Annotated in this window: 36 protein-coding genes; 17 read left to right on the top strand and 19 right to left on the bottom strand. The window is 31.0% G+C overall.

Annotated elements, in window-relative coordinates:
• Nucleotide 1 precedes the first annotated feature (1 nt).
• Nucleotides 2-724 carry a ZIP family metal transporter gene (locus VG895_05025; protein ID HWA52386.1) on the bottom strand — a complete coding sequence of 241 codons (723 nt, stop codon included), beginning with the start codon at nt 722-724 and terminating at the stop codon, nt 2-4.
• A 54-nt stretch (nt 725-778) separates the two neighbouring features.
• On the opposite strand from VG895_05025, the gene VG895_05020 reads away from it, so the two are divergent.
• Genes VG895_05020 through VG895_05005 form a run of 4 tightly spaced genes read left to right on the top strand, consistent with a single transcriptional unit; the run spans nt 779 to nt 3,264 of the window.
• The gene (locus VG895_05020) at nt 779-1,126 is read left to right on the top strand and encodes a transcriptional repressor (protein ID HWA52385.1); all 348 of its coding nucleotides are present in this window, start codon (nt 779-781) and stop codon (nt 1,124-1,126) included.
• Nucleotides 1,102-1,830, top strand: a complete 729-nt coding sequence (locus tag VG895_05015) for a nicotianamine synthase family protein (protein ID HWA52384.1) — start codon at nt 1,102-1,104, stop codon at nt 1,828-1,830. Before VG895_05020 ends, VG895_05015 begins: the two co-directional genes overlap by 25 nt.
• Nucleotides 1,827-2,741, top strand: a complete 915-nt coding sequence (locus VG895_05010; GenBank protein HWA52383.1) for a GTP-binding protein — start codon at nt 1,827-1,829, stop codon at nt 2,739-2,741. Before VG895_05015 ends, VG895_05010 begins: the two co-directional genes overlap by 4 nt.
• A complete protein-coding gene (locus VG895_05005; protein HWA52382.1) occupies nt 2,734-3,264 on the top strand; it encodes a hypothetical protein in 531 nt (176 codons plus the stop codon). Before VG895_05010 ends, VG895_05005 begins: the two co-directional genes overlap by 8 nt.
• 180 nt (nt 3,265-3,444) lie before the next feature.
• Here VG895_05005 and VG895_05000 read toward each other — a convergent pair whose 3' ends face one another.
• The 4 genes from VG895_05000 to VG895_04985 are packed head-to-tail and all read right to left on the bottom strand — an operon-like array spanning nt 3,445 to nt 6,492.
• Nucleotides 3,445-4,533: a YibE/F family protein gene (locus VG895_05000; protein HWA52381.1), complete on the bottom strand. Its 1,089-nt coding sequence runs from the start codon at nt 4,531-4,533 to the stop codon at nt 3,445-3,447.
• Complete coding sequence (locus tag VG895_04995; GenBank protein ID HWA52380.1) at nt 4,530-5,189, bottom strand: hypothetical protein; 660 nt, start codon at nt 5,187-5,189, stop codon at nt 4,530-4,532. Before VG895_04995 ends, VG895_05000 begins: the two co-directional genes overlap by 4 nt.
• 28 nt (nt 5,190-5,217) lie before the next feature.
• Nucleotides 5,218-5,733, bottom strand: a complete 516-nt coding sequence (locus VG895_04990; protein HWA52379.1) for an anti-sigma factor — start codon at nt 5,731-5,733, stop codon at nt 5,218-5,220.
• A 33-nt stretch (nt 5,734-5,766) separates the two neighbouring features.
• A complete protein-coding gene (locus tag VG895_04985; protein ID HWA52378.1) occupies nt 5,767-6,492 on the bottom strand; it encodes a glycosyltransferase in 726 nt (241 codons plus the stop codon).
• Between the two features lie 86 nt (nt 6,493-6,578).
• Between VG895_04985 and VG895_04980 the strand changes: the two genes are divergently transcribed.
• Entirely contained in the window at nt 6,579-6,785 is a 207-nt protein-coding gene (locus tag VG895_04980) for a hypothetical protein (protein HWA52377.1), read from the top strand.
• A 15-nt stretch (nt 6,786-6,800) separates the two neighbouring features.
• Here the strand turns inward: VG895_04980 and VG895_04975 are convergent, their stop codons facing one another.
• From VG895_04975 to VG895_04965, 3 genes are all read right to left on the bottom strand, one after another.
• Complete coding sequence (locus tag VG895_04975; GenBank protein HWA52376.1) at nt 6,801-7,562, bottom strand: slipin family protein; 762 nt, start codon at nt 7,560-7,562, stop codon at nt 6,801-6,803.
• Between the two features lie 19 nt (nt 7,563-7,581).
• A complete protein-coding gene (locus VG895_04970; GenBank protein HWA52375.1) occupies nt 7,582-7,758 on the bottom strand; it encodes a hypothetical protein in 177 nt (58 codons plus the stop codon).
• A gap of 79 nt (nt 7,759-7,837) precedes the next feature.
• A complete protein-coding gene (locus VG895_04965; protein HWA52374.1) occupies nt 7,838-8,458 on the bottom strand; it encodes an LUD domain-containing protein in 621 nt (206 codons plus the stop codon).
• A gap of 75 nt (nt 8,459-8,533) precedes the next feature.
• Between VG895_04965 and VG895_04960 the strand changes: the two genes are divergently transcribed.
• The 4 genes from VG895_04960 to VG895_04945 are packed head-to-tail and all read left to right on the top strand — an operon-like array spanning nt 8,534 to nt 11,327.
• Nucleotides 8,534-8,803, top strand: a complete 270-nt coding sequence (locus VG895_04960) for a hypothetical protein (protein HWA52373.1) — start codon at nt 8,534-8,536, stop codon at nt 8,801-8,803.
• Complete coding sequence (locus VG895_04955) at nt 8,804-9,520, top strand: hypothetical protein (protein HWA52372.1); 717 nt, start codon at nt 8,804-8,806, stop codon at nt 9,518-9,520.
• Between the two features lie 36 nt (nt 9,521-9,556).
• Nucleotides 9,557-11,047, top strand: a complete 1,491-nt coding sequence (locus tag VG895_04950) for a hypothetical protein (GenBank protein ID HWA52371.1) — start codon at nt 9,557-9,559, stop codon at nt 11,045-11,047.
• 52 nt (nt 11,048-11,099) lie between these two features.
• Entirely contained in the window at nt 11,100-11,327 is a 228-nt protein-coding gene (locus VG895_04945; GenBank protein ID HWA52370.1) for a hypothetical protein, read from the top strand.
• Nucleotides 11,328-11,526: 199 nt separating this feature from the next.
• On the opposite strand, the gene VG895_04940 is transcribed toward VG895_04945, so the two are convergent.
• The 4 genes from VG895_04940 to VG895_04925 are packed head-to-tail and all read right to left on the bottom strand — an operon-like array spanning nt 11,527 to nt 14,007.
• On the bottom strand, nt 11,527-12,084 hold the full coding sequence (locus VG895_04940) for a PH domain-containing protein (GenBank protein ID HWA52369.1): 558 nt from the start codon (nt 12,082-12,084) through the stop codon (nt 11,527-11,529).
• A 13-nt stretch (nt 12,085-12,097) separates the two neighbouring features.
• Complete coding sequence (locus VG895_04935; protein ID HWA52368.1) at nt 12,098-12,457, bottom strand: hypothetical protein; 360 nt, start codon at nt 12,455-12,457, stop codon at nt 12,098-12,100.
• Between the two features lie 6 nt (nt 12,458-12,463).
• Nucleotides 12,464-13,207 (bottom strand): ABC transporter permease, encoded by a 744-nt coding sequence (locus tag VG895_04930; GenBank protein ID HWA52367.1) that lies wholly within the window; start codon nt 13,205-13,207, stop codon nt 12,464-12,466.
• Nucleotides 13,204-14,007 carry an ATP-binding cassette domain-containing protein gene (locus VG895_04925; GenBank protein HWA52366.1) on the bottom strand — a complete coding sequence of 268 codons (804 nt, stop codon included), beginning with the start codon at nt 14,005-14,007 and terminating at the stop codon, nt 13,204-13,206. The genes VG895_04930 and VG895_04925 overlap by 4 nt, the downstream gene beginning before the upstream one ends.
• A 61-nt stretch (nt 14,008-14,068) precedes the next feature.
• Between VG895_04925 and VG895_04920 the strand changes: the two genes are divergently transcribed.
• Both VG895_04920 and VG895_04915 read left to right on the top strand, forming a co-directional pair.
• Nucleotides 14,069-14,365 carry a hypothetical protein gene (locus VG895_04920; GenBank protein ID HWA52365.1) on the top strand — a complete coding sequence of 99 codons (297 nt, stop codon included), beginning with the start codon at nt 14,069-14,071 and terminating at the stop codon, nt 14,363-14,365.
• On the top strand, nt 14,362-14,940 hold the full coding sequence (locus VG895_04915; protein ID HWA52364.1) for a metal-dependent hydrolase: 579 nt from the start codon (nt 14,362-14,364) through the stop codon (nt 14,938-14,940). The genes VG895_04920 and VG895_04915 overlap by 4 nt, the downstream gene beginning before the upstream one ends.
• Here the strand turns inward: VG895_04915 and VG895_04910 are convergent, their stop codons facing one another.
• The 4 genes from VG895_04910 to VG895_04895 are packed head-to-tail and all read right to left on the bottom strand — an operon-like array spanning nt 14,941 to nt 17,029.
• The gene (locus tag VG895_04910; GenBank protein HWA52363.1) at nt 14,941-15,240 is read right to left on the bottom strand and encodes a hypothetical protein; all 300 of its coding nucleotides are present in this window, start codon (nt 15,238-15,240) and stop codon (nt 14,941-14,943) included.
• Between the two features lies 1 nt (nt 15,241).
• Complete coding sequence (locus VG895_04905; GenBank protein HWA52362.1) at nt 15,242-15,934, bottom strand: NUDIX domain-containing protein; 693 nt, start codon at nt 15,932-15,934, stop codon at nt 15,242-15,244.
• Between the two features lie 49 nt (nt 15,935-15,983).
• A complete protein-coding gene (locus tag VG895_04900; protein HWA52361.1) occupies nt 15,984-16,619 on the bottom strand; it encodes a thioredoxin domain-containing protein in 636 nt (211 codons plus the stop codon).
• Entirely contained in the window at nt 16,598-17,029 is a 432-nt protein-coding gene (locus tag VG895_04895; GenBank protein HWA52360.1) for a disulfide oxidoreductase, read from the bottom strand. The genes VG895_04900 and VG895_04895 overlap by 22 nt, the downstream gene beginning before the upstream one ends.
• Before the next feature lie 84 nt (nt 17,030-17,113).
• On the opposite strand from VG895_04895, the gene VG895_04890 reads away from it, so the two are divergent.
• From VG895_04890 to VG895_04875, 4 genes are read left to right on the top strand one after another with little or no spacing between them, the layout of a single operon-like run.
• Nucleotides 17,114-17,818, top strand: coding sequence for a hypothetical protein (locus VG895_04890; GenBank protein ID HWA52359.1), 705 nt, complete (start codon nt 17,114-17,116; stop codon nt 17,816-17,818).
• On the top strand, nt 17,818-18,411 hold the full coding sequence (locus VG895_04885) for an endonuclease V (protein ID HWA52358.1): 594 nt from the start codon (nt 17,818-17,820) through the stop codon (nt 18,409-18,411). The genes VG895_04890 and VG895_04885 overlap by 1 nt, the downstream gene beginning before the upstream one ends.
• Before the next feature lie 3 nt (nt 18,412-18,414).
• On the top strand, nt 18,415-18,972 hold the full coding sequence (locus VG895_04880) for a DUF1361 domain-containing protein (protein HWA52357.1): 558 nt from the start codon (nt 18,415-18,417) through the stop codon (nt 18,970-18,972).
• On the top strand, nt 18,962-20,068 hold the full coding sequence (locus VG895_04875) for a hypothetical protein (GenBank protein HWA52356.1): 1,107 nt from the start codon (nt 18,962-18,964) through the stop codon (nt 20,066-20,068). The genes VG895_04880 and VG895_04875 overlap by 11 nt, the downstream gene beginning before the upstream one ends.
• Here the strand turns inward: VG895_04875 and VG895_04870 are convergent.
• Nucleotides 20,053-20,355 (bottom strand): MGMT family protein, encoded by a 303-nt coding sequence (locus VG895_04870; GenBank protein ID HWA52355.1) that lies wholly within the window; start codon nt 20,353-20,355, stop codon nt 20,053-20,055. The genes VG895_04875 and VG895_04870 overlap by 16 nt on opposite strands.
• On the opposite strand from VG895_04870, the gene VG895_04865 reads away from it, so the two are divergent.
• Nucleotides 20,354-21,337: an acyltransferase gene (locus VG895_04865; protein HWA52354.1), complete on the top strand. Its 984-nt coding sequence runs from the start codon at nt 20,354-20,356 to the stop codon at nt 21,335-21,337. The two genes, VG895_04870 and VG895_04865, sit on opposite strands and share 2 nt — an antisense overlap.
• Here the strand turns inward: VG895_04865 and VG895_04860 are convergent.
• Nucleotides 21,293-22,282, bottom strand: a complete 990-nt coding sequence (locus tag VG895_04860; protein ID HWA52353.1) for a phospholipase D-like domain-containing protein — start codon at nt 22,280-22,282, stop codon at nt 21,293-21,295. The genes VG895_04865 and VG895_04860 overlap by 45 nt on opposite strands.
• 9 nt (nt 22,283-22,291) lie before the next feature.
• Here VG895_04860 and VG895_04855 point away from each other — a divergent pair, with 9 nt between their 5' ends.
• Nucleotides 22,292-22,453: a hypothetical protein gene (locus tag VG895_04855; protein HWA52352.1), complete on the top strand. Its 162-nt coding sequence runs from the start codon at nt 22,292-22,294 to the stop codon at nt 22,451-22,453.
• On the opposite strand, the gene VG895_04850 is transcribed toward VG895_04855, so the two are convergent.
• Nucleotides 22,450-23,133, bottom strand: coding sequence for an FAD-dependent oxidoreductase (locus VG895_04850; protein ID HWA52351.1), 684 nt, complete (start codon nt 23,131-23,133; stop codon nt 22,450-22,452). The genes VG895_04855 and VG895_04850 overlap by 4 nt on opposite strands.
• Nucleotide 23,134 lies beyond the last annotated feature (1 nt).

The following is a 23,134-nucleotide window of genomic DNA, read 5'->3' as shown; positions in this document are numbered from 1 at the left end:
TTTAGACTATTCTAGTTATTAGAAAAATAAATGCAACTCCAATAAGGGTCATAAGAATGGTTAAATAAGAAGAATGCTCTCTATGAGCTTCTGGTAAGATATCAGAAGATCCAATATAAAGCAAAAACCCCGCAAAAAAACCTAAATATAAAACAAGAAAACTATCTGGAACTTTAAAAAATAATGTTGAAATTACACCAATAACTGGCGTAATCGCATCTAATAATAATAAATAAAGAGCCTGTTTGTCTTTATTTTTATTGACTAGAACTAAGGTTACAGTGTTTAGTCCATCTGAGAAATCATGAGCAATTACCGCAATTGCAACGAGTACTCCAATTGCAGGGCTTACTTGAAAACCCAAACCAATTCCAACTCCGTCCATAAAAGAATGACCTGATAAAGCAATGGCTGATGCAATACCCACTTGCGGATGGTGATGGGAACCGTATGCGTCTTCTTCTTCGTGATGAATAAGAATTGTTTTTTCGAATACATGGAAAAGCAGAAAACCAAAAACAAGAGCTATCATTGGATAAACTGATTCAACTTTGGTTTTTTCAACTAATTCAAAAATTTCTGGAAAAATATCAAAAGCAACAACTGCCACAAGCACTCCAGCCGTAAACCCCAAGATGAGATGTAGTTTATCTTTGTACTTTAGACCCACAAGCCCACCTATAAGGGTCGAGAAGAAAGTACAGATTGTAAAGAATATTGCCATTTTTTAATTTTAACACAATTTGACTTATGCAACTTGGTTGCATATAATACATGAATGATAAAAACGAAATTACAAAAATTACTTGCGAAATCTAAATCTCCTATTTCTGTTCCAGAGATCTTGGAAGAAATTGATGCAAATAAAACTACAATTTATCGAGAACTTACATCTTTTATAAAAGACGGGCTTATAACAGAAATTGAATTTGGAGATGGAAAAAAAAGATATGAATGGAAAGATCACGGACATCATCATCATTTAATTTGTAAAACTTGCGGCAAGATTGAGGATGTCAAAGTTGACGAGAAGAAATTAATAAAAAGTATTACAAATAAAAATTTTTTAATTGAGAGTCATAGTTTAGAGTTTTTTGGAAAATGCAAAAATTGTATAACGAAATAACTAATTTAGATAACTACTTACCAAGCGAAAAAGTTAATAGACTTTTTAGTACCCTTGTTGAAAATACATTAAAAGAGGAAAAAAATAATTTAAACAAAAAGCAAATTGAAAATTTACAAAAAGTTTGCAGTAGCGCAGAATACGAACTAGAAAAATATTGGTCTCAAAAAAATATTTACAAATTCCCCTATTTTGAAAATTACTTAAAACTTACCAAACTGGAGTGGTTTAGTTTAAAAAGTTGTAGTGTTCACAAGAAACATAAAATACTTTTTGTTGGTGGAGGGCCATTACCAATGACCGCAATAATGCTTGCAAAGATCTACAGGCAAAAAGTTACAATATTGGAAAAAGAAAAAGAGGCAGTTGATCTTTCAAGCAGTTTAATAAAAGAACTTAAATTACAAAATAAAATTAAAGTTATCCAGGTGGATGCATTAGATTTTGAGGGTTATAAAAATTTTAATGCTATTTTTGTGGCAGCACTGGCTGGTATTAATTCAAATATAAAAGATAAAATTTTGGAAAAAATTAAAAAACAAACTTTGAAAAATACTCACATACTTGCAAGATCTTCGTGGGGGGCAAGACGGATTTTGTATAAACCTTTATCTAAACATTCTTTCAAGATATTTAAGCCAGTAATGGAGGTAAAACCTATGAACGACATTGTTAATTCTTTTGTTATTTTTCAAAACATATGACACACAAAATACCAACATATTTAATACACGGATCTTTAGGAAGCGGTAAAACTACCTTCATAAAAGGAATGTTAAAAACAGATGATTTTAAAAATTCAGTTGTTATTGAGAATGAGTTTGCGAATATAAATATAGACGAAGCAAGTTTAAAAGATACATGTGATATTGATATTTACGGAATTGCTGGAGGATGTATTTGTTGTTCATCAGGACGTGAACTTTTCGATGCTTTTGATAAGATAGCAAAATTAGAAAATGTTAAATCTTTGATAATTGAAACAACTGGTGTAGCAAGCTCTGTAAAACTTATTCAACAGTTTATGCTTAATAGCGAATTTGATGATAATTTTTATTTAAGTAGAAATATTCTTGTTATCGACTCTCTTGAAAATTCAATAGATTATTTAAAGAAAAATAAAAAATTAGATATAGAACTCGCTGATATAGTCATATTATCAAAAATTGATTTAGTTGATGCTCAAGTTGTAAGAAAAATGAAGAAATTTATAATATCAATTAATTCAAAAGTAGAAATAAATCCTCAAAAAATTGCGGAGAGAGATGAATCAAAATCAAGCGATAAACTTCTTAAACATCTTGCAGAGCTAACAAAAATATTAAATGAAGATCATACAAAAAATATTGATTATATTGTTGTAAATCCAAATAAAAATATTGAAATTGCAAGTATAAATTTATTTATTAAGCAAATATATGATAAGAAAATAAATTTAAAAAGAGTTAAAGGAACTTTTGAGACGAAAAATAAATTAAATTATGAAATTCAAGCAACACCAAAAAAGATAAATTATGTGAAATTAAAAGCAAAACCAGAAAAAGATTATCTAGTTTTCATTGGCGAAAAATTAGATAAAAATGTTTTTAATGATTTTATAAAAAAATATGAATAACTTAGATTTTGCTAAAAAGACAGTTAAAAGATTAATTTTACAGTACAAAGAATATGAAATATTAAATGAAGAAATTAAAAAATTTGAAAACGAAAAATTTAAATTAATTTTGAAAAAGGATAATAAAAAAATAAAAGAGCTTGATAAAAAAATAAATTTACTGAAACTTGATTTACAACAAATTTCAGATGAAATGACATTTAGCAATCCAATTATTTGGATGATGTATAAAAATGAAGCTTATAAAAATACCTCTAAAGAAATAGAAACAATGCGAGATTTCAGAAAACATTGTGAGCCAGATGGTTATATCTGTACAAACAGATTCAGATTTTTAAATAACTATTTAAATAATGTGCTGGAGGATAAAAATATATTTCCAGATGATATGTTGCTAATTAATTTATATAAACAGAAGATTATCGTGGATCTTTTGGATAATCCAGAATTTATGAAAAAATGGAAGGACAGTGAATATCTAAAAACCAATAATCAAATTAATAAATGGCATACAGCTATTTAAGAATTAATTTTGATTTTTGTTTTGATGACACTCTTTACAATGTTTCCCTTTTTTATGGTCGCAATTTTCCTCATTACAAAAACATTGTCCATCACAGTCGCACATATTTTCGTTAGTTAAAGATTTACCGCAATTAGTACACATAATTATCACCTCCTTTAAGAAATTAATAATATCACATTATTTTCTTTTAACCCACCAGCTTGCAAGGAAAGTACAAATAGGAATTGCTAAAATTAAACCACATGTTCCTGCGATAGTGCGGACGACTTCATCAATTATGATTTCATTGTTTAAAACTACCCAAAGAGGCTGACCGCCAGGATTTAATTCAAAATAAATAAAAATTGCTAAGGCACTTCCTGCATAAGCCAAAACTAAAGTATTAACCAAGGAAACGATATGTTCACGGCCTACTCTACTTCCCTTTTTGACTAGATCGTCAAATGATAAATTTTTATTTGTTTCGTGTAATTCAAAAATAGTTGCTGATTGGGTTGTTGTTATGTCATTTAATGCTCCAAGAGTACCGATAATAATTCCTGAGAGAAGTAGACCTTGTAAGTTAATATTTTGAGTAGCTCCTGCTGTCAGGAGAGAGACTGCCTCATCATCTCCAATTCCTGCAAGATTTGTGAAATTTACAAAAGCAATTGAAAGAATGCTTGCAATAATTAGGGCAATGAAAGTTGAAGTTAATGCAATGGTTGTCTTTTTACTTATACCATGGGCAAGATATGTTGAAACAACTAATATAACAAGAGAGCCAATAATTGTTACGAAAAGCGGATTTGCGCCATGAAGAATTTGCGGAATTATAAATAACAAAATAACTGCAAGGCTTATTATTAAACCTGCAATTGAACCAATTCCAGAAAGACCTGCGACTAATAGAAGCAAAATTACAAAACCAATTATTAAAAACGGAATACTATTTAAGCGATATTTATCAAGAATATTAATACCGTTATCAGTTTTATCTAGAATTAAAATATCCCCTACTTTTGCTAATTGACTATCTGTAAGAAAGGAATCGCCACCGTTTTCTAACTCAATAGTTTTGCCAACATCACTTCCGTCAATTATTTTTAAAGTAAGATCCTGAAATCTTAATTTGGCACCAAAAGAATTGTTTACTCCTTCTTTATCAACAGATATAACCTGAGCTTTTTCAAATTCTTCTTTTGACTGGGCGAATATATTCTGCCTACCGGCGGTTTGAAAAATAACAAGAAATAAAACAAGAAACAAAATTATCTTTTTTATCATTTAGAAAACATGAATGTAAGAAAATGTAACCACACTGGTTCATTTGTATTTAGAACCGCTCCAGTTGAAGCAGAAACACTCGCTGCAATATCTTCTTTTAAACTAACAACATTAAATAAATTTAAATTTTTAACTCCATCAATATTATATTGAAGCTCACCGTTACTTGATTCTTCCAGCGCAATTTGATTATTTTTAATTGAGTCTACAGTACCTGCACGCATTAAAGTAAGACTTGCTTCATAAGGCAAAATACTGACAAGACGATTTCCGGAATTTGTTTGTACAGATAATTCGTTTTGGGAGGGATCGATTGTAATTGGAAAAGAAGTTAAAGCTGTAATATTATTTTCTGTGATTGAAAACTTTCCATTTGAATTTCCAATTTGGATTTCATTAGAATTTGGACGTGACTCTATATCAACTAAAGTTTCGTGCATATTTGTTACATCTACGCCATTTAGCTCAATTTTGCCGTTATTGTTTGCAAGAGAAATTTCATTACTGTTTACATTTTCAGCAATATTTTTGACTTGAATTTGAGATTTGGCGGGAATTTGGAGAGATGTTGAATCTCCTAAAACCTGGTAAACAGTTTTTCCTTGAGGAGTAATTACAACAAACGCTGCAGCGAGAGATAATAGTGTTTTCTTCACAAGTAATTGTAACAGGAATAAGGTGAAACTAGAAACTGCCTTCTAGGACGTGGGTTTCTGGAGTCGCGTCAAAAACCTTTTCAAGAGTTATCCAAACTACTTTATGGTCAGATATATTAACTGGGGAATTATAATTTAATAAATATCCTGCTTTTGTGACTGATAATTTTCCAAGGGAAATATAATTTGTACCGTTTACAAGCCAGGCTTGATAGAAATATCCAGCTGAAGGATCATTTAAATTTGCAACAATTGTATATTTATTTAAGCCGTTTGAGGTATCAAGAGTTGCAAGGCCCATTTGATTACTTCCTGTTACATCATGCAAGTTTGCTGTAGTTGCTCCAGATGGAACTGTAATTCCAAAATTGTTTGGAAGAGTTGGATTAAAAGTTGCAACTGGAGTAGGCAAAGCAGAATTTGTATTTATTAAATTATTTGTTTGGTTTCTTCTAATAAGAAAAACTGCAAAAAGAATAACAATAATAATTACTACGACACCTACAAGGATGTTTCTTGTGGAACTTGTGTTTTGAGGATTCATTTTGTCCGATAGTAACAGACTGAAATTAAGAAGTCAATCGTATTTAATTTTTTTTGTAAAAAAATACTTGATCATTTTATATTCATAAACAAGCCGACCTTCTCTTTTTATTCTTCTTGTTGAATAATAGATTTTTATTGAATCAATTATTTGAAATTTAAAACCCTTTTCAACAATCCTTTTTACATAATCTGTGTCTTCTGCAAAAATTAGATTTTCATTAAACCCGTTGATGCTTTTGTGAGCAATTTTAGTTGACAAAATAATAAAACCATAAACAACTGGATTAAAATTTGCTGTGAGCCTTTGATAAAAATTATAAATAGTACTTAAAAAAGTATCTAAAAAATTATGATCATCTGGGAAACTTGCCACTGTCCCTACTCCATAATCTTTAGTATTAAATTCTTTGACTATTTTTTCTAGAAAATTATTTTCAAAACTAACATCAGCGTCTAAAAATAATAAAATTTCTGCGGAAGCATTTGATGCTCCAAGATTTCTTTGAAATGAAACACCTTTATGAGGAGCTTTAATTATTTTTAAATTAAGTTTATTTTTAAATTTCTCTACAACTTTAATTGTATTATCAGTTGATTTACCGTCAACAACAATTACTTCAAAATTTTTTAAAGATTGGTTAACTAAAATTTGCAAAAGATTACCGATATATTTTTCTTCATTTAAAACCGGAATTATTATGGAGAGATTATTCACAGCAAGAGTCTTTGAAACCACAATTTTTACAGATTGCGTCACGACTACCTGCGACTACTCCAATTGGAGAGCCACAAACAGGACAAGGACGCTTGACAAACTTTTTCTTTTTCATCAGTATTAATTATATGAACAAGATTATAGATAAACAAATGAAGTATTTTTCCAAATATCCTTTTTATAATTCACTGGTTCACGCTGCTGGAGGAATTGCTCTTGGAATAATTATTGCAAGGCCACTTGACGGCGGACATCCATTACAGCTTGCAGCAATATTTTTTGTGATAGCAGTTGTAGGACACTTGATTCCACTTTTCATGAAGAAAGTAAGATAAATGAGTTCGTCGCTTTTAGCGCGTATTTATCAGATCCCCTGCTACAGTTTTCATTACTTCTTGAATGCTTGTCATAAATTGAGCTGGGAAAATGATGGTGGAATTTTTCTCTGTAGAAATTTCTGACATGGTTTGAAGCGTTCTAAGTTGTAATGCAATTGGGTGCTTTGCAATAATATCGCTTGCCTCTCCTAATTTAGTCGCTGCGAGCATTTCTCCTTCTGCTGCAATAATATTTGCTCTTTTGTCTCGCTCTGCTTCGGCTTCACGCGCCATCGCTCTTTGCATATTATCTGGAAGCTGAATATCTTTTATTTCAACTGCTGTTACTTGCACTCCCCAACCTTCAGTGTGTTTGTCGATAACATTTTTAATTTGGTCGTTAATGTCAGCAGTTTTAGATAATAATTGATCTAAGACAAATTGGCCAATTACATTTCTTACTGTAGTTTGGCTTATTTGATTAACTGCTGAGTGTACATTTTCAATTGCAATAACTGCTTTTTGAGGATCAACAATGTGATAATAAGCAACAGCTGCGATGTCTATAGAAACATTATCTTTAGTAATAATTTTTTGGGAAGGAATTTCCATTGTAATGGTACGAAGACTAACCTTAGTTGCAGTTTCAAGAATTGGAACTAAAAAGAATATTCCAGCATCTGCAACTTTTTTAAAACGACCGAGCTGAAAAACAACTGCCCTTTCATATTCCTGATTAACGCGAAGAGAAAGTAAAACTAAAATAATTATTACAGCTAAGATAGCTAATTCCATGAGAACATTATACTACTTTTTAATGGTGATGCTTTTGTTTTTTCAAAGGTCGATTTTGAGACTCATAAATATTTATAATTTGACAGGGAGTTAAATTTGTTTTAATCCCATATTGAGCATTTATGGGATTTTCTTTTCTAATTTCTGGTTTATAGGTATCTTGCATTCTTTCTATCCAAAGACGTTCTTGTTTCATAAATTAATATTTAACTGTTACAGAAATAAATTCAATCCTGTAATTTTTTAAAAACGGAGTGTAAACTGAAGTAGTCTTCTTAAAAACCTATTTCTTCTTTAACAAATAAAATTTTAACTCTGTCTGGATTAAATTCTTTATTTACTATTAATATTTTACTGACGTTACTTTTTATTTCGGGATTTCCATACTGCTCGGCCAACCTCACAGATTCTTTTGGCAGGATATAATCATAAATACGTGCTATTGCATCTTTATCATCTTTAACTATTTTTTGAGTACCTATAACCCAAATAACATGACTTGCGCCGTAAACATAAGCTGACAACTGACTTCCAGTATTGCTTGCAATAAAGACGTGGCCGTCTGAAGTAACGGCATGAACACTTCCAAGACAATATTCCGGAGCTGATCCAAGCTTTTGCATTTTTAAACTATCAGTCTCGCGATTCATTTTATTTAGCTCATTTTTTACGGAATTATATTTACCACTTTCGTTTATTTCCTTGGTAATTCCTGACAAACGAAGAGTTTCTGAAGACATCGTCATTACTTCCGAGTTTTCAGGAATTAATTTAAAAAGTTTTTTCTTTGCTTCATCAGTATTCTCGAAGACGAAACTTTCAATGCCGTTTACTTTTAAGTTTTTAACTGTTTTATCTAACAAAGCGTCTGGAGCTAATTTATTAAAGTTTGTCATTGCATTATTATACACTATAAAATCGAAAATTTGACTTAAGCCTTTTTTCAGGTGTTATAATTTATCCTAATACGGATGAACAATAATAATTTAATTTTAGTCGCTTCTGCTGTTGTAATACTTGCTATAGGAATTTTTATTTTTGGTAAAAAGAATGCTACAAACAACAACTTAACAACAAACACAACTGCTTCTTCGACATATAATGTAACTTCTGGAAATAGTAATGACGATTTACAAACTGATATGGATACGATTAATCAAAGTTTTACAAACTCAAGTAATTCAGTGAATAGTGCAAATGCAGCAGCAAACGATACACCAATTCCACAACCAAATTATTAAATGAAGAAAACTTTTTTTATTACTTTAATTTCGGGATTATTAATACTTAGTCCAACAGTTGTATTAGCACAAACTCCAACAGCTACAAACAATAGAATTACCATAGTTAAACAAAAAGCTGATGCAGAAATTGAAAGAAGACTTACATCGCTAACAAATGCAATTAGTTTGGTAAATGGGTTTAAGAAACTAAACGATTCACAGAAAACGAATTTTGTAACTTCAATTAATACACAAATAAGTGATTTAAATAATTTAAAAACTAAGATTGATGCAGATACTGATATGCAAACTCTTCGAGCTGACCAGAAATCTATCTTTGATGAATATAGAATCTATATGCTTTATTTACCACAGACACGAATTCTCTCTGCAGCAGAACGCGAGAGCGAAACAATTGATTTAATGAACCAGGTGTCAACAAAAATTGCCGGGCGTATAAACGGAAATGCAAATTTACAAAATACATTAAACGATGCAAATACAAAATTAACTGATGCAACAACGCAGGAAACGAATGCGACAAACTTGGTAATTAATTTGGCGCCAGATCAGGGAAATACAGCAACATCTGCAAGTAATACTGCAGCACTTAAAAGTGCAAGAGCAGATTTGCAAACAGCGCTTAAAGATTTGCAAACTGCAAAAACTGATTTTCAGACAATTATTAATCAATTAAAAACACAAGGCACATCCTCTCCTACTGCAACTCCTTGATATAAGCAAAGCTTGTATCTGATAAAATAACTTCAAGTGAAAAAATATTTCTGGATTTTAGTTGGCGTAATTTTATTGTTTGGTTTTATAACTAGAATTTTTATAATACAAAATAATAATTTATATTTTACAGCTGATGAAGGAAGAGATGCAGTTTATGTAAGAGAGATTCTAAACTCTCATGCGCTTTTTACAAAAGGTCCTCAATCTTCAGTTGCTGGACTTTATACAGGCCCGCTTTGGTATTACTTTATTTCGATTGGTTATGTCATCTTAAAAGGCAGTCCTTATGGAAGTGTTTTAATGTTGATAATTCTAAATTTGGGAATTTGTTTAGCTTTAATTTATGAAATACAAAAAGAAATAAACAAAAAAATTGCTTTGATAACTCTCTTTGGATTAATGATTTTCTGGCCATTTTTTAATACAAGCCTTTATGGATTTAATCCATTTCCGCTTGTAGTTTTATCGATAATATTAATTTTATTTTTGGTGAAAGAAAAATATCGACTTGCATTAATTCCAATACTTTTAGCATTTAATACAGAACTTGCTGGAGCAGTTGTTTTTCTTTTATTTTATATTTTGGTTGGATTTTATTTAGTACTTTATAAAAAAATTTCTCGGCGAAATTTTCTTGTGTTTGCATTTATAATTCCTGCAATTGGATTAATTAAAATAATTACAGATTATATTAGAGCTGGGAAAAATCCTTCGACAGGCTCAGGACTAAAGGTTTTTCTTGGAACAAATTTTAAACAAATATTTGTGGAGTTTGTAAAAATAATTGGATCTGTAACTATTCCACAAAATTATATTTTGGGATTAATTCTCACAATTGCTATTGTAATTGTGTATTTAAAGCGAAAGCACAAAAAAGAATTTACAAAACGTTTTGTGTATTTAACTTTATTTTTGATTTTTGTAAGTTATTTATTTTTTGGAAGTAATCACGGATGGAGAGAATGGCATACTGTATACTTACCTGTGATCACATTAGTCGCTACGCTCCTAATGTGTTATGAACTGAAAAACAAAACAGGAAAATTGTTTATTTTTGGAATTTTGTTTTTAAATATTGTTAACTTTTCTCAAAATTATATTAATTACCTAAAGCCATCGAACGACAGAAGCTTACTTTATAATCAAGAAAAAGCGATTGACTGGATTTATAGACATAATGAAAATAATGGTTTTGATTTATACACATATACTGATTCTTTTTATGATTATGGTTATCAATATTTGATTTCCTGGTACGGCTTACCAAAATATGGATTTTATCCCTGCGAATATTCAAATTTTCCTTTAAGTCATAAATATTTATATATTCCAGTAGCTGAAAAATACAATTCCCCTACTTTGGGTTGTGATAAATTTAGATTTTTAATAGTTGACTCAAAAACAAATGGGAATGAAAACAAAAATTGGATTAATGATTTTAGAGAACAAACAATCTTGGTTGATGAAACAAAAGTTGGAAACATTGAAATTGAAAAACGTAAGGTACCAGATAAAATAAGATAAAAAAAACAGAAAAACTTTATATTGTAATGATTACATTATAGAATAAAAACATATGATATTCGGAAGTAAGGATAAACCAAGGTCAGGAATATTAAATGGGATATTATCAGGATTTATTTTAGGAATTGTACTTGAAGGGTTTTTAATTATAAACAACAGAACTGCAATATTATCACTTCTTTCTGTAGAAAATGCTCCGGAGCCGATACAAAATATTATAAACAGAAGCAAACAAGAGGTGATAAATGTAATGAAAATACCTGCCGATTGCTTAAAATAGTTTTATGTTTAAGCTTATTTTTTTGCCTTTTAAATTACTTTTTCGTGCTATTCGCTTTTTATTAAAAATACTTACAAGAACATTACAGATAGTATTTAAAATAATCAGATTTGGCTTGAAAAGGTTGATACTGCTTTTTGGATTAAGCGATGACCTTGTGGCAATTGTTTTTGCTCCTTTTATTAAATTGAAAAAACTTCTAGAAATTAAGAGGGTGAATTAATTTTTTGCCTACTTTTTTTGGTTTTTCTTTATTGACCGGAGCAATTGCATGTTTATGAATTAAATCTTCAAGACGATTTTTTAATTTAATCGGTTCTGCAACAAACATTAATGTAATCTCATCTCCACTGCTGCCTGCAGTATCGATGCGCAGAGTTCCATAACCCAAAACAAATCTTTCCAGAAAACCTTGATCAACGGTAATATGGGTTATTTTATCAAAAAGAATGGATGCTAAGTTGATACGAAAAAAACCTTCTTTAACAATAACACGACGGGTTGTTAGTAAATATTTGTGAGAATTGTTAATAATAACTGTAATTATTAATGCGGGAATAAATGAAAAGATGAGCCCAATTAAAAGACCTTCCCAGAGCTTAATACTTGTCAAATAAGAAGAAAGAGCACCAAGAATTATAAAAACAAATCCAGGAAAAAAAACTTTAGTCAAAAAAATCTCACGAAGATGGATGGTACTATAACCTGTAACCAACTTTAATTTTTCGTCGTCGGAAAGGTATTGTTCATAATTCATAAGCAGCGAAGTGTCATAATCTTTTAAACTGGTTGAACATCCAGAGAATTATAATACCGACAATAATAAAGGTTAGTGAAAAATATGCAGGCACTTTATCTAGAAGCGTCCACGCACTGTGCCAAACAAGAATAGCTGCTGTAGCAACAAGAACAGCGAAAATAAGTTTGTGTTTTTTTGCACTTTTTATTGCAAATTTTTGGATGAAGTTTACCTCCTGTACTTCTAGTTCTTTTGTTTTTTTATCGTAAGCAATATCTTTTTTAATTAATTTTTTTAATTCTTCGTTTTCTTTTTTAATTTCTTTTTCTTCTTTTAGAATTTTGTCTTCTTCATTTTGAAGTTTGATTACTTTGCTAATATCTTTTGACATAATTTATTATATCTGAATTTTACTAAAGAGGTAACTTCCAATTCCCAAAAGAATTGCTGATAAAACACTTAAAACTAATAAATCTAGACCAACTCCATAACCTCCAGTCCCTGCAAGAGTTGCACGAAGACCGTCAACTCCGTAAGCAAGAGGATCTATTTTAGTGATAATTTCAATTGGCCCAGTTAAACCGTTTAAGGGGAAAAGTGCTCCTGATAAAAAGAAAATTGGCTGGACAATAAAATTCATAATTAATTGAAAACCCTGCATATCATTTAACATACTCCCTATTGCAGTCCCTAATCCTGTAAATAAAAGTGCAATTAAAAGCATAAACAAAACTGACAAAGGGACATCAAGAAGATTTGGACGAAAACCTATTAGAACTGTTAAGACTAAGACAACAATGCCTTGAATAATTGCAACAGTTGCTCCCCCGAGAGTTCGACCTAACATAATTTCAAATCTAGAAACTGGAGCCACCATTGTTTCTTTAAGGAATCCGAACTGGCGATCCCAAATAATTTCTACGCCATTAAAAATACCAGTAAATAAAATACTCATGGCGATAACGCCTGGGGCTAAAATATTAATATAATTTCCTCCACCTGCTTTGGCATAAATTGGGCCAAACCCCAAGCCTAAAGCTACCAGAAACAAAAGAGGTTGCCCAAGAGAACCAATGATACGTGAGCGATTTCTAAAATATCTCTTTAATGATCTTAACCACAGAATATAAATTGCGTTCATCGTCGTCCTCCCCACATTCTCCCCATTTGGCGCATATGATCTGCCGCACCAAATTTTTCTTCACGAATTGAATTTCCAGTTAATTTTAGAAATGCATCTTCTAAGGATTTTGTTTTAGTTTTCTTTTTCAAATCATCAGCTCCCCCAATTGCAATAATTTTTCCGTGATCAATAATTGCTATTCTTTGGGCGTTTTTTTCTGCTTCTTCCATGTAATGAGTGGTAAAGAAAACTGTTAACTTGTCACTTTTATTTAGTTTACCGACGTAATTCCACATACTATTTCTTGTTTGAGGATCAAGACCGAGAGTTGGCTCGTCTAAAAACAAAATTTCCGGGTGATGCAAAAGTCCGCGAGCAATTTCCAATCTTCTTCTCATTCCCCCGGAGAAAGTTTTGACCAAATCATTTTTGCGGTCCCACAATTCAACAAAGCTTAAAAGATCTTTGATTTTATTTTCCAAACCATTTTTTGAAACTCCATACAGCACTGCATGAAATTGCATATTTTCGAAAGCAGTCAGTTCATCGTCAAGAGAAGGATCCTGAAAAACGATTCCAAAAGATTTGCGAACTTTATCCTGATCTTTCGTAACGTCCATTCCGTTTAACTTTAAAACACCAGAAGTTGGATTAAGAAGAGTTGTAAGCATTTTAATAGTTGTTGATTTACCTGCACCGTTTGGACCCAGGAAAGCAAAGATTTCTCCTTTTTTTACATCAAAAGAAATATCATCAACTGCTGTAAATTTATCAAACTTTTTAACAAGATTTTTTACTTCTATTGCATTATCTGACATGTGATTAGTTTAGCACCTAAAGCAATTTAGTCAATTGGCAAAGTTTGGTGTATTATGAAATATGAGTGTTGAAGTTGTTACTGCAGTTATAGACGCTTCTATTAAACAATTACATTCTACTGACGGAATTATAAGTAATAACGATGCATATTATTGCCAAAACAATAATTGTCCTTTGTTTAGAAAAACAATTATAAGTAGAGAACCAGTTTGTGGTTTGTATAATATAATGCGCGAAAGAACACTGGGGTTATCTTCCGTAGAAGATGCCAATAAAGTAAATAATAATGTCATCGAAGAAAATTGCCATTCTATACCCCAAGGTTGTCCATTAAGATTTACAGATATTTTACAATGACTGGGCGAACTCATGACCTTGCAGCTTTTACAACATTAACTTACATTATTGCAACACAACCGTTAATACAAATGAGTTTGGCGACGGCTTTTACCGCAATTGCAGCAAATATGATTGGAGGAATTGCACCTGATATTGACCAGCCAACTGGAAAAATATGGCACAAAATACCTGCTGGAGGAATTTTCGGCAAAATTGCACATCAATTTACCGGAAGCCACCGCTCTATTTCCCACTCACTTCTGGGAATGGCAATTTTTGGATTTTTATCTTCTAAATTGCTTAATTATATTCATACATTTTTACTTGTAGATATAAAAATAGTCTGGATTGCTTTTATGCTTGGAGTAATTTCACATCTTGTTATGGATACATTTACAAAGGAAGGCGTACCCTGGCTTTTTCCAATTCCAATAAGATTTGGAATCCCACCGATAAAAGCCTGGAGGGTAACAACCGGAAGTATTGTAGAGCGAGGATTTGTATTTCCACTACTTCTTGTAACTAATGGATATTTAATTTATCACCATTATGAAAAGTTTTTGGATTTTATAAGACATTATATAACTAAATAATTAGATTCTTCTTTGAAAATATTTGCAATTTGCGCAAGAATTTTTGAGATCGTTTATGGTTTTTTCGTCTGTATCTTTACCAAATCCATGTAAAATTGCAGCTTCTGTAAAACTTCCATTTGTTTCCATAAATTCCATGTTTTTGTATTTACCGCTTTTAACTATTTCTGAATGTTCGCATCCGTAATTTTCGTTATAACCTTCTTCAGCGAGAGCATAGCCTGCTTCATCGTTCGCAAACAAACCAAAAGAACAGGAATTTCTACATTCTCGCCATATTTCTACAGGATTTTCTGTCATGTTAAAAGTTATCTACAAATTTTATTTTGTCTAGGTACAATAATTTCTTAGCTTTTAATACTTCTTGCATTTCTTCAAAAGTTGCAAAGGTATTTTTAAGTTTTCTATATTCTTTTTCAGTCATCCAAATATTTTCTCCTTCCTCAATTTTTTCTTTTAGTAAACCTTTCGTGTTTATAACTTCGAATACCCAGAAATATTTATCTTCTAAAAGTTTTCCGTCCTTGTGAAAATTATGATAATGAACAATTGCTTTTAATTTAAATGTCCCCTTTAAACCTGTTTCTTCAAAGAATTCTCTTTTTGCAGTATCAATTGGCATTTCTCCCCATCTTATTTTCCCACTCTGAGATCCGTAAAAACCGTAAAACGGTTCTTTTAGACGTTTATGAATTAGATATTCTTTTTGATTGTTTTTTATTCGTATGGCATGAATTGCGATTCCTAATTTACCTTGGCGTTCCAATTTTAAAGAATCTGTATCCATCCGATTTGCAAATTCTTTTCCAGAATCTGTCAGGCTGTAGTAAATTCCATTTTTAGCAACCAGGCCTTCTTTAATTAATTGCTTAAGGTGGAATGTAAAATGATCATTTGTAATATCAACTTTATTCAAATCTCTGAATCTTGCTTTTGGATTGAATAAAAGTGTTCGCAGTATCGCTCCTTGAAATTCGTGAATTTTTAATTCCATTTGAAAGTATTATTAAATATTAAAAGCGCAAAATCTAGTAAAGCCGACTTTACTTCAGAAGAGGGTCGATGGCTGATTTGAAGTCGTCAAAACTTGGGACTCCGCTTAAGGCAATTCCGTTTACATAAAAGGTTGGGGTTGCATTAATTCCAATTGCATTTCCGTCATTCGTATCTGTCGAGATTACATTTGCATATTTATTTCCCTGGACATCGGACTTAAATTGATCTGTATTTAAACCTAAATCTTTTGCATATCCAACAAAAGTATTAAAGGGATTATCTAAATCAGCCCAATCATTTTGAGTGTCATATAATTTGTCGTGCATTTCCCAGAATTTTCCTTGTGCATTTGCAGCTTCTGCTGCTTCTGCAGCCATAGGTGCATTTTTGTGTTGAGGAAGAGGAAAATTTCTAAAGACAAAGTTTATTTGACTGCCATATGTTGATAAAACCTGTTTTGTGATTGGATAAGCTGCGCCACAAGCCGGACATTCGTAATCTCCAAATTCCACAACTGTAACTTTTGCGCCTGGATTTGTTTGATGACTGTCTGACTTTACTAGAAAGCTTGAATCGACCGGAGTGGGTTTTGCTGTCCCGCCTTTTGACAACAGAATAACTCCTCCTATTAAAATAAGAAGCGTAACTGCTGCAGTAATGATTAAACCTTTAGCTTCCCCCATTTCAAATATAATATCATGCAAATATCAATAATTAAAAATCCACATAAAGATAAAAACGGAATAGTTATAAAACCAAAATATTCTATAAATTTTGTGGTACAAGAAACGCCTGCAATACAGGGAGCAGCACTTTCCGGGATAATGTTGAAATATAAAAGATTGTGAAATACAGCAATTGCCGTCCCGATTAAAGAAAGAGGCAAAACATAATACGGCAAATTCTTATCTTTTTTATAGATGCCAATTGCAATCAAAGCAACTAAAGGGTACATACAAATTCGCTGATACCAACATAAAATACAGGGAGGAAATTTTCTTATTTCACTAAAATATAAACTGCCAGCCATAGCAACGATTGCCTGAATCCAGGAGATATAAAATAAATATTTTTTATCAAATTTCTTAAGCATCTAACTTATTTTAGCAAACTGATAGTTTAAAAACACCTGAATCTTAAAGCAAGTTTTCAGTTGACTACCCTGTATAATGATAGGATGCAGAATAATTATCAAGTTTTTAATCCATTCAAACAGGAACAACAAGTACAATTTCAACCTCCGCAAAAAGAAAAGTTTATTAATAAACTTAAAAATAAGCTTAGTAATTCAAACAAAACAGTAATCGCATTTGGAATAGTAATTATTTTTTCAGGAGTTATGGTTGGAATGGGGCTAAGAATTAGAGCAATGAACGCCAATTCGACAAACACGACAACCGGGCAAGTTGAAGGAGACCTGACCCAGGCAACACCTATAGATACTATATCTCCAACTGATACACCATACCCTACCGCCGATCCTAATCAAATTGCTGAAACTCCAGTTCCCGCAACCGATGAAACATCTGAAGGATATATTCCAACCAATCCTCCTGTAGCAACTGTTTCACCAACAGACACTCCGTCTCCAACACCGACTCCAAGCCCAACTCCAGTTCCTGATAATTATAATGCAAGCATAACTAATGTAACAATTGGAACCCCGGCAACGATAACAGTAAATGTTACAAAAAATAATAATAATGATTGCGGGGAAAGCGTTTCTTTGGTTTCGGATCCAACCGGCGTAAATTTTACATCAAATAACGATTGCTCTAACGGAAATACTACTTTTAGTGCAACTGCTGCAAGCGGAACATATCATGTTACACCTCAAGTTTATGGAGCTCCCTACGGAAGCGGAACTGACATTACTTTTTAATGATCGATTTAAAAAAATTAAAGCAAGAACAATTAGGTTTACAAAAACAAATAAAACTAAATAAACTGCCGAAAATAAATTTAATTGCAGGATGCGATAGTTCATTAATCGGAAGCTATAGAAATTATACTCAAATTTTTAGTGTGTTTGTTGTTTTTACATATCCAGAACTTCAGGAAATTGAAGTACAAACTAATATTTCGCCGCTTACTTTTCCTTATATTCCAGGATTTTTATCATTTCGAGAAATTCCAAATTTATTAAAGGTTTATAAAAAAATTGAAAATAAGCCTGATTTAATAATGGTTGACGGATCAGGACTAATTCATCCAAGACACATGGGAATTGCTAAGAAAAAACTTTATGGAAATATTGTTAGTGACAAGATAATTGACCCTAAAACAAATGAACAATTGGGTTTTAGCGTAAAAACAAAAGCAAGAGCTAATCCAATTTTTGTTAGTCCTGGGACGTTTTGTGATTTGGAAAGCAGTTTATCAATAACTCTTTCTTGCCTTAAAGGTTATAAATTACCAGAACCAACGAGAATTGCTGATTTGTATTCTAAAAAACTAAAGAATGTGCAAAAATAATGTATGGATACATTATTTAATAATTTAAGCTGGATGGTTTGGAATGTGGTGTTAGCAGTTTTACCAGTTGTTTTTATAATTTTATTTACAAAATCAAAAATAAATTTAGAAAAAATTATCTTTTTTGTCTTCTGGTTTTTATTTCTACCAAACAGTATTTATTTAATAACAGATATTCAATATTTGCCAGGACAAATAAATGGAGAATTTTATCGTGATTTGCTGCTTATTTTTGAATATTTGATTTTAGTATCACTTGGAATAGTCACCTATTTTTATGCATTGGATCCGTTTATTAAATTTTTAAAGAAAAGATATAAGAAACATAATTTAAATTATTTTATTTTTGTTTTTAATTTTTTAATTTCTTTTGGAGTGGTACTTGGAAAAATACAGCGAGCTGAAAGCTGGGATGTTTTTATTCATCCTTTACAAATTCTTAGCAACGTAAATGCATTAATTATTAAACAAAATGAGTTAGTTTTTGTAATTTTTTTTGGAATAATTATAAATGTTATTTATTTTGTCAGGACGAGTATAATTGATCAGTTTGTCAGCTGAACAAAAAAATTCGGGAGTATCAAGAAGAGAGATTTTAAAAGCAGGAGGGTTGTTTTTGAGCGTGTTTACTCTTCAGAAAATTGCTGAAGTTGGTAGTGAATTTTACAAACAAGCTGTTATCGAGAATAGATCTGCAAGATTGCCAACTACTTTTTATACACCTCAAGATGGTTCTATTGCACTAGGCTTTTCGCCACAAACTAATTTTACAAGTGAAGGTTTGAGAGTTGCTACTGCTCTAAAAACCTCTCCTCAGTGTTTTAACTTTTTTATTGATGAGCGCTATATGCCTTTTATTTACGATCAAATTAAATTAGCAACTGATCATGGGATAATTCCCGTTCTTGCTTTGGGATACCAATTTGGTTTAACAACTAATTTTGAGGAGTTTAGTAAATTTTTGGGAGGGATTACTAAAAAAATGGATAGTTTTGGTAAACCATATTTTTTGAGACCATTTTGGGAACCTTTTACTCCCTGGACGAAAGATGCTTTTGGAGATATGAGTTATAGAGATTTTGATAGCGGTTGGAGAAAAATGTATAAACAGGTCGTAAATTCGAGTAATCTGGCGAAAGTGATTTATTGTGTAAATTCGAGTATTTATACTGATCCTTTCAATAGTGAGCCATTTACTAAAGGCTTTCCTGGAGAAAATTTTATGCATGTCTTTGCTGTTGATACTTATAATAAATATTCTCCAAGCAGTATAGATTTGGAACATTATATCGATCCTGATTATTCTTACAAAATTTCTTTGGGCCCAGATATTCTACATATGCATAAATTAGCACCCAATACTCCAATTGCTGTTACAGAATTTAATTCTTATAACAATGGCAATAAAGTTAATTTTTTATCTGGAGGAGCTAATTACCTAACTGAGCTTGATGTGCGATTAATTTCAAGTTTTGATTGGGATAAAAATGGTTTTGGAGAAGCATTCTGGAATATATTGCATTATCCGCAATTAATTGCTGCATATATTCAAGAGTTTGAAAGAAGTTGTTATATTACTAATGATGTTGATTTACGGAGTAAGCCAGAATTGGTAATGGATAAAATCCTCTCTAAACCAACTCACTTTTTCCACTGAGATTCTTCAAGGTCGACTTTATTTCCTTTAAACTCTACGCCTTCTTTAATGAGCATTTTTCTTTTGCCTTCTACTCCACCGACACCTGAGTAACCCGTTAAACTTCCGTCTGCGGCGACAACTCTATGACAAGGAACAATCGGAGCATTGGGATTATTTTTCATTGCTAATCCAACAGCGCGAGAAGCGAGCGGACTTCCGGCAAGTTTTGCAACTTGACCATAAGTTGCCACTTTGCCTTTTGGAATTTTACTAACTATTTTGTAAACTTTATCAGTAAAGCCCATGCGCAAAAACTATGATACCACAATTGATGTTTTGAGATTAATTTCAATTTTTGCAGTTGTCCTTATTCACACGACAACACGAGAACTGGAAGTAACTCATTATGATTTAATTAATAATCAAATTAGTTTATTTTTAAATCAGGCTGCAAGATTTGCAGTACCTTTATTTTTTTTGATATCAGGATTTGTTTTGGAATTATCATATCGAGAAAATGAAAATTATTTTAATTATTTAAAAAGAAGGTTATCGAAAATATTATTGCCATATCTGATTTGGAGTTTAATATATTATTTTTTTATCTACACAAATCATAGTGAAGATTTGATACATGCATTAATTGATGGGAGCTCTTCTTATCAACTTTATTTTATCCCTTCTTTATTTATTTTTTATTTAATTTTTCCAATATTGCATAAAATTAAATTAAAAAAATATATCTTGATTGTTTTATTTGTAATACAAATTTTAATTTTAAATTATGTTTATAAATATTTTACTTTTCCTCTACCTTATCCAATTGCTGTAGCAGTTTTTAATTTTTTTGTTTTTATACTGGGAATTTATTTAGTGAGAAATATTAATGATTTTAAAAAAATACTTAATAAAATATGGGTTTTACTAATTCCTGTAACAATTTATTTAGCTTATTTTATTTTCAAAGAAGGATTTAACAGATATTATCAAACATGGAATGTTGCAGCATTTTACATACAATTTCGACCTTCTATTTTAATTTATACAATTTTTGTTTTTGGAATTTTGTATTTTATTTTTAGCAAAATTAAAATTAATTTTTTGTCAGAACTTTCTAGACTCTCTTTCTTTGTTTTCTTTATTCACGTAATTATTTTAGAAAATGTTTGGAAATATTTATCGCCGAAAAATGATTTGGTATTTTTTGGAATAGTTTCTATAATTTCTTTTTCTGTTGCTTATTTAATCCATCGCTTTTTGCCAATCGCCAGCAAATGTCTGGGATAAAGTTTCTATAATATCGGACTGATTTAAAATAATTCCCAATTCTCTATTTTCATCAATGCTTTGAGTTGAAAAATTAATAGAGCCAACATAAGCTTTTTGATTATCTATTAAAATTAATTTGCCGTGAATATATGGCGAAGATAATGTTTTAATATTTACTTTAGAGTTTTTTAATTCATCAAAAGCTTTTTTATTTGAACTAACTTGTTTAAGAGTTGGTGTTAACAAATTAACTATTTCGCCCTGAGATTTTTGCGATAATAAACTTAATATTGATGGATCATCAATGTCTTCTACTTCTATATCAATTTCTTTATTTGCACTTTCAATTAATGAAGTTAATAACGGACGAGACGTGTTTGGACTAATTACTAAATCAGTTTGAGATGGATTAAAAGTTGTTCTATTCCAATCGTTTGAAAAAATATTTTTAACTTCGTTTACATCATTTTGATTAGTATCCTCGATATCGTATTCTCTGTTTTTGGTAAAACTACTAGTTGTTAAATTTTGACTTAAAATAAATAATTCTTTGTCATCTATAATTAGAGACTTTTCGTGAGTTAATGCAAAACTAGAGCTTGTCCATTCAAATTTTATGTTATGAGATTCTAAATCAGTTTTGGTTTTAGGATTTAAACCGCTGCCGCCAAAAGGATGCTCTTCAAGCAAAACTTGCACATCAACACCGCGAGATTTGGCATTTTCAATAGATGTAATTGTGTCTTTGTCTGATAACAAATAATCTTCTACTAGAATATCTTTTGAAGCACTATTGATTGCGTCAATTAAGAATTTATTTCCAGAATCCGGCTCGATAAAAAGCTGCAAATTATTTTCGGCTGGACTAACTTTTACAGAAACTGGTTTTGATTTGGTGTAAAAAAGAAGATACCAGGCAGTTACAAAAAGGATTAAGATAATTATGGTTAGAAACTTTTTCATATACAGATTATGTCACAAAAAACACTGGTTTATATTGGAGCATTTATTGGAGGGACAATTGGAAGTTTGATTCCAAATCTTTGGGGTGCAGGATTTTTATCTTTTTCATCTGTGATACTTGGAGGGATTGGAGGGTTGATTGGAATTTTTATTGTTTTAAAATTTCTTTAAAACTTTGGGTAATTTGGAAACCAATCGCCTTTTATATTTTCTTCTTTTATTCCTATTTCTTTTAACATTTTTATTAAATCTTCAACCATTAGTTCAGGACCGGAAACATAGATTATTTTGTTTTGAAAGCTTACAATTTGTTTGATTTTATTTTCATCAATATGTTCTGGTGAAAATATGTAAGTAATTTTAAAATTGGGATTTCTCTTTGAGATTTCTTCTAATTCCTTTTTGAAAACAATATTTTGATCGTGATTTGCATAAAGCAAATCTACATTTATTGGTAATTTGTCGTGATCTAATTGTTTGATTATGCTTCTAAATGGAGTAATTCCAATCCCGCCTGCAAGAAAAATATATTTCTTATTTGGATCAGTAACAATAAAATCACCTTCGAGATAGGAATTTTCAATGCTCTTGCCGATTTCTAAACTGAATAATTTATTTTTAAAAGAACTTGATCTTTCTTTATTAAATCTGGTTGTAATATGGATTTCTTTTTCAAAAGGAGCGGACGAAATCGTAAACCAACGGTCAGATCCCCTGTCGTCAGTTGGTTCATGGTGTAAAACCCAGTGGAGATATTGGCCTGCAATCCATTTTATTTTTTCTTGTGGCTCAAAAATAAAAGTGGTTACGTCTAGGATTTCTTGGCGTTTGGAAACTAATTTAAGCTTCATA

It is taken from the genome of Patescibacteria group bacterium (assembly GCA_035549555.1).
Taxonomy (GTDB): Bacteria; Patescibacteriota; Microgenomatia; order UBA8517; family UBA8517; genus Co84-156.
Note: the sequence above shows the minus strand (reverse complement) of the source record. Positions and strands in the feature narration are given on the sequence as shown.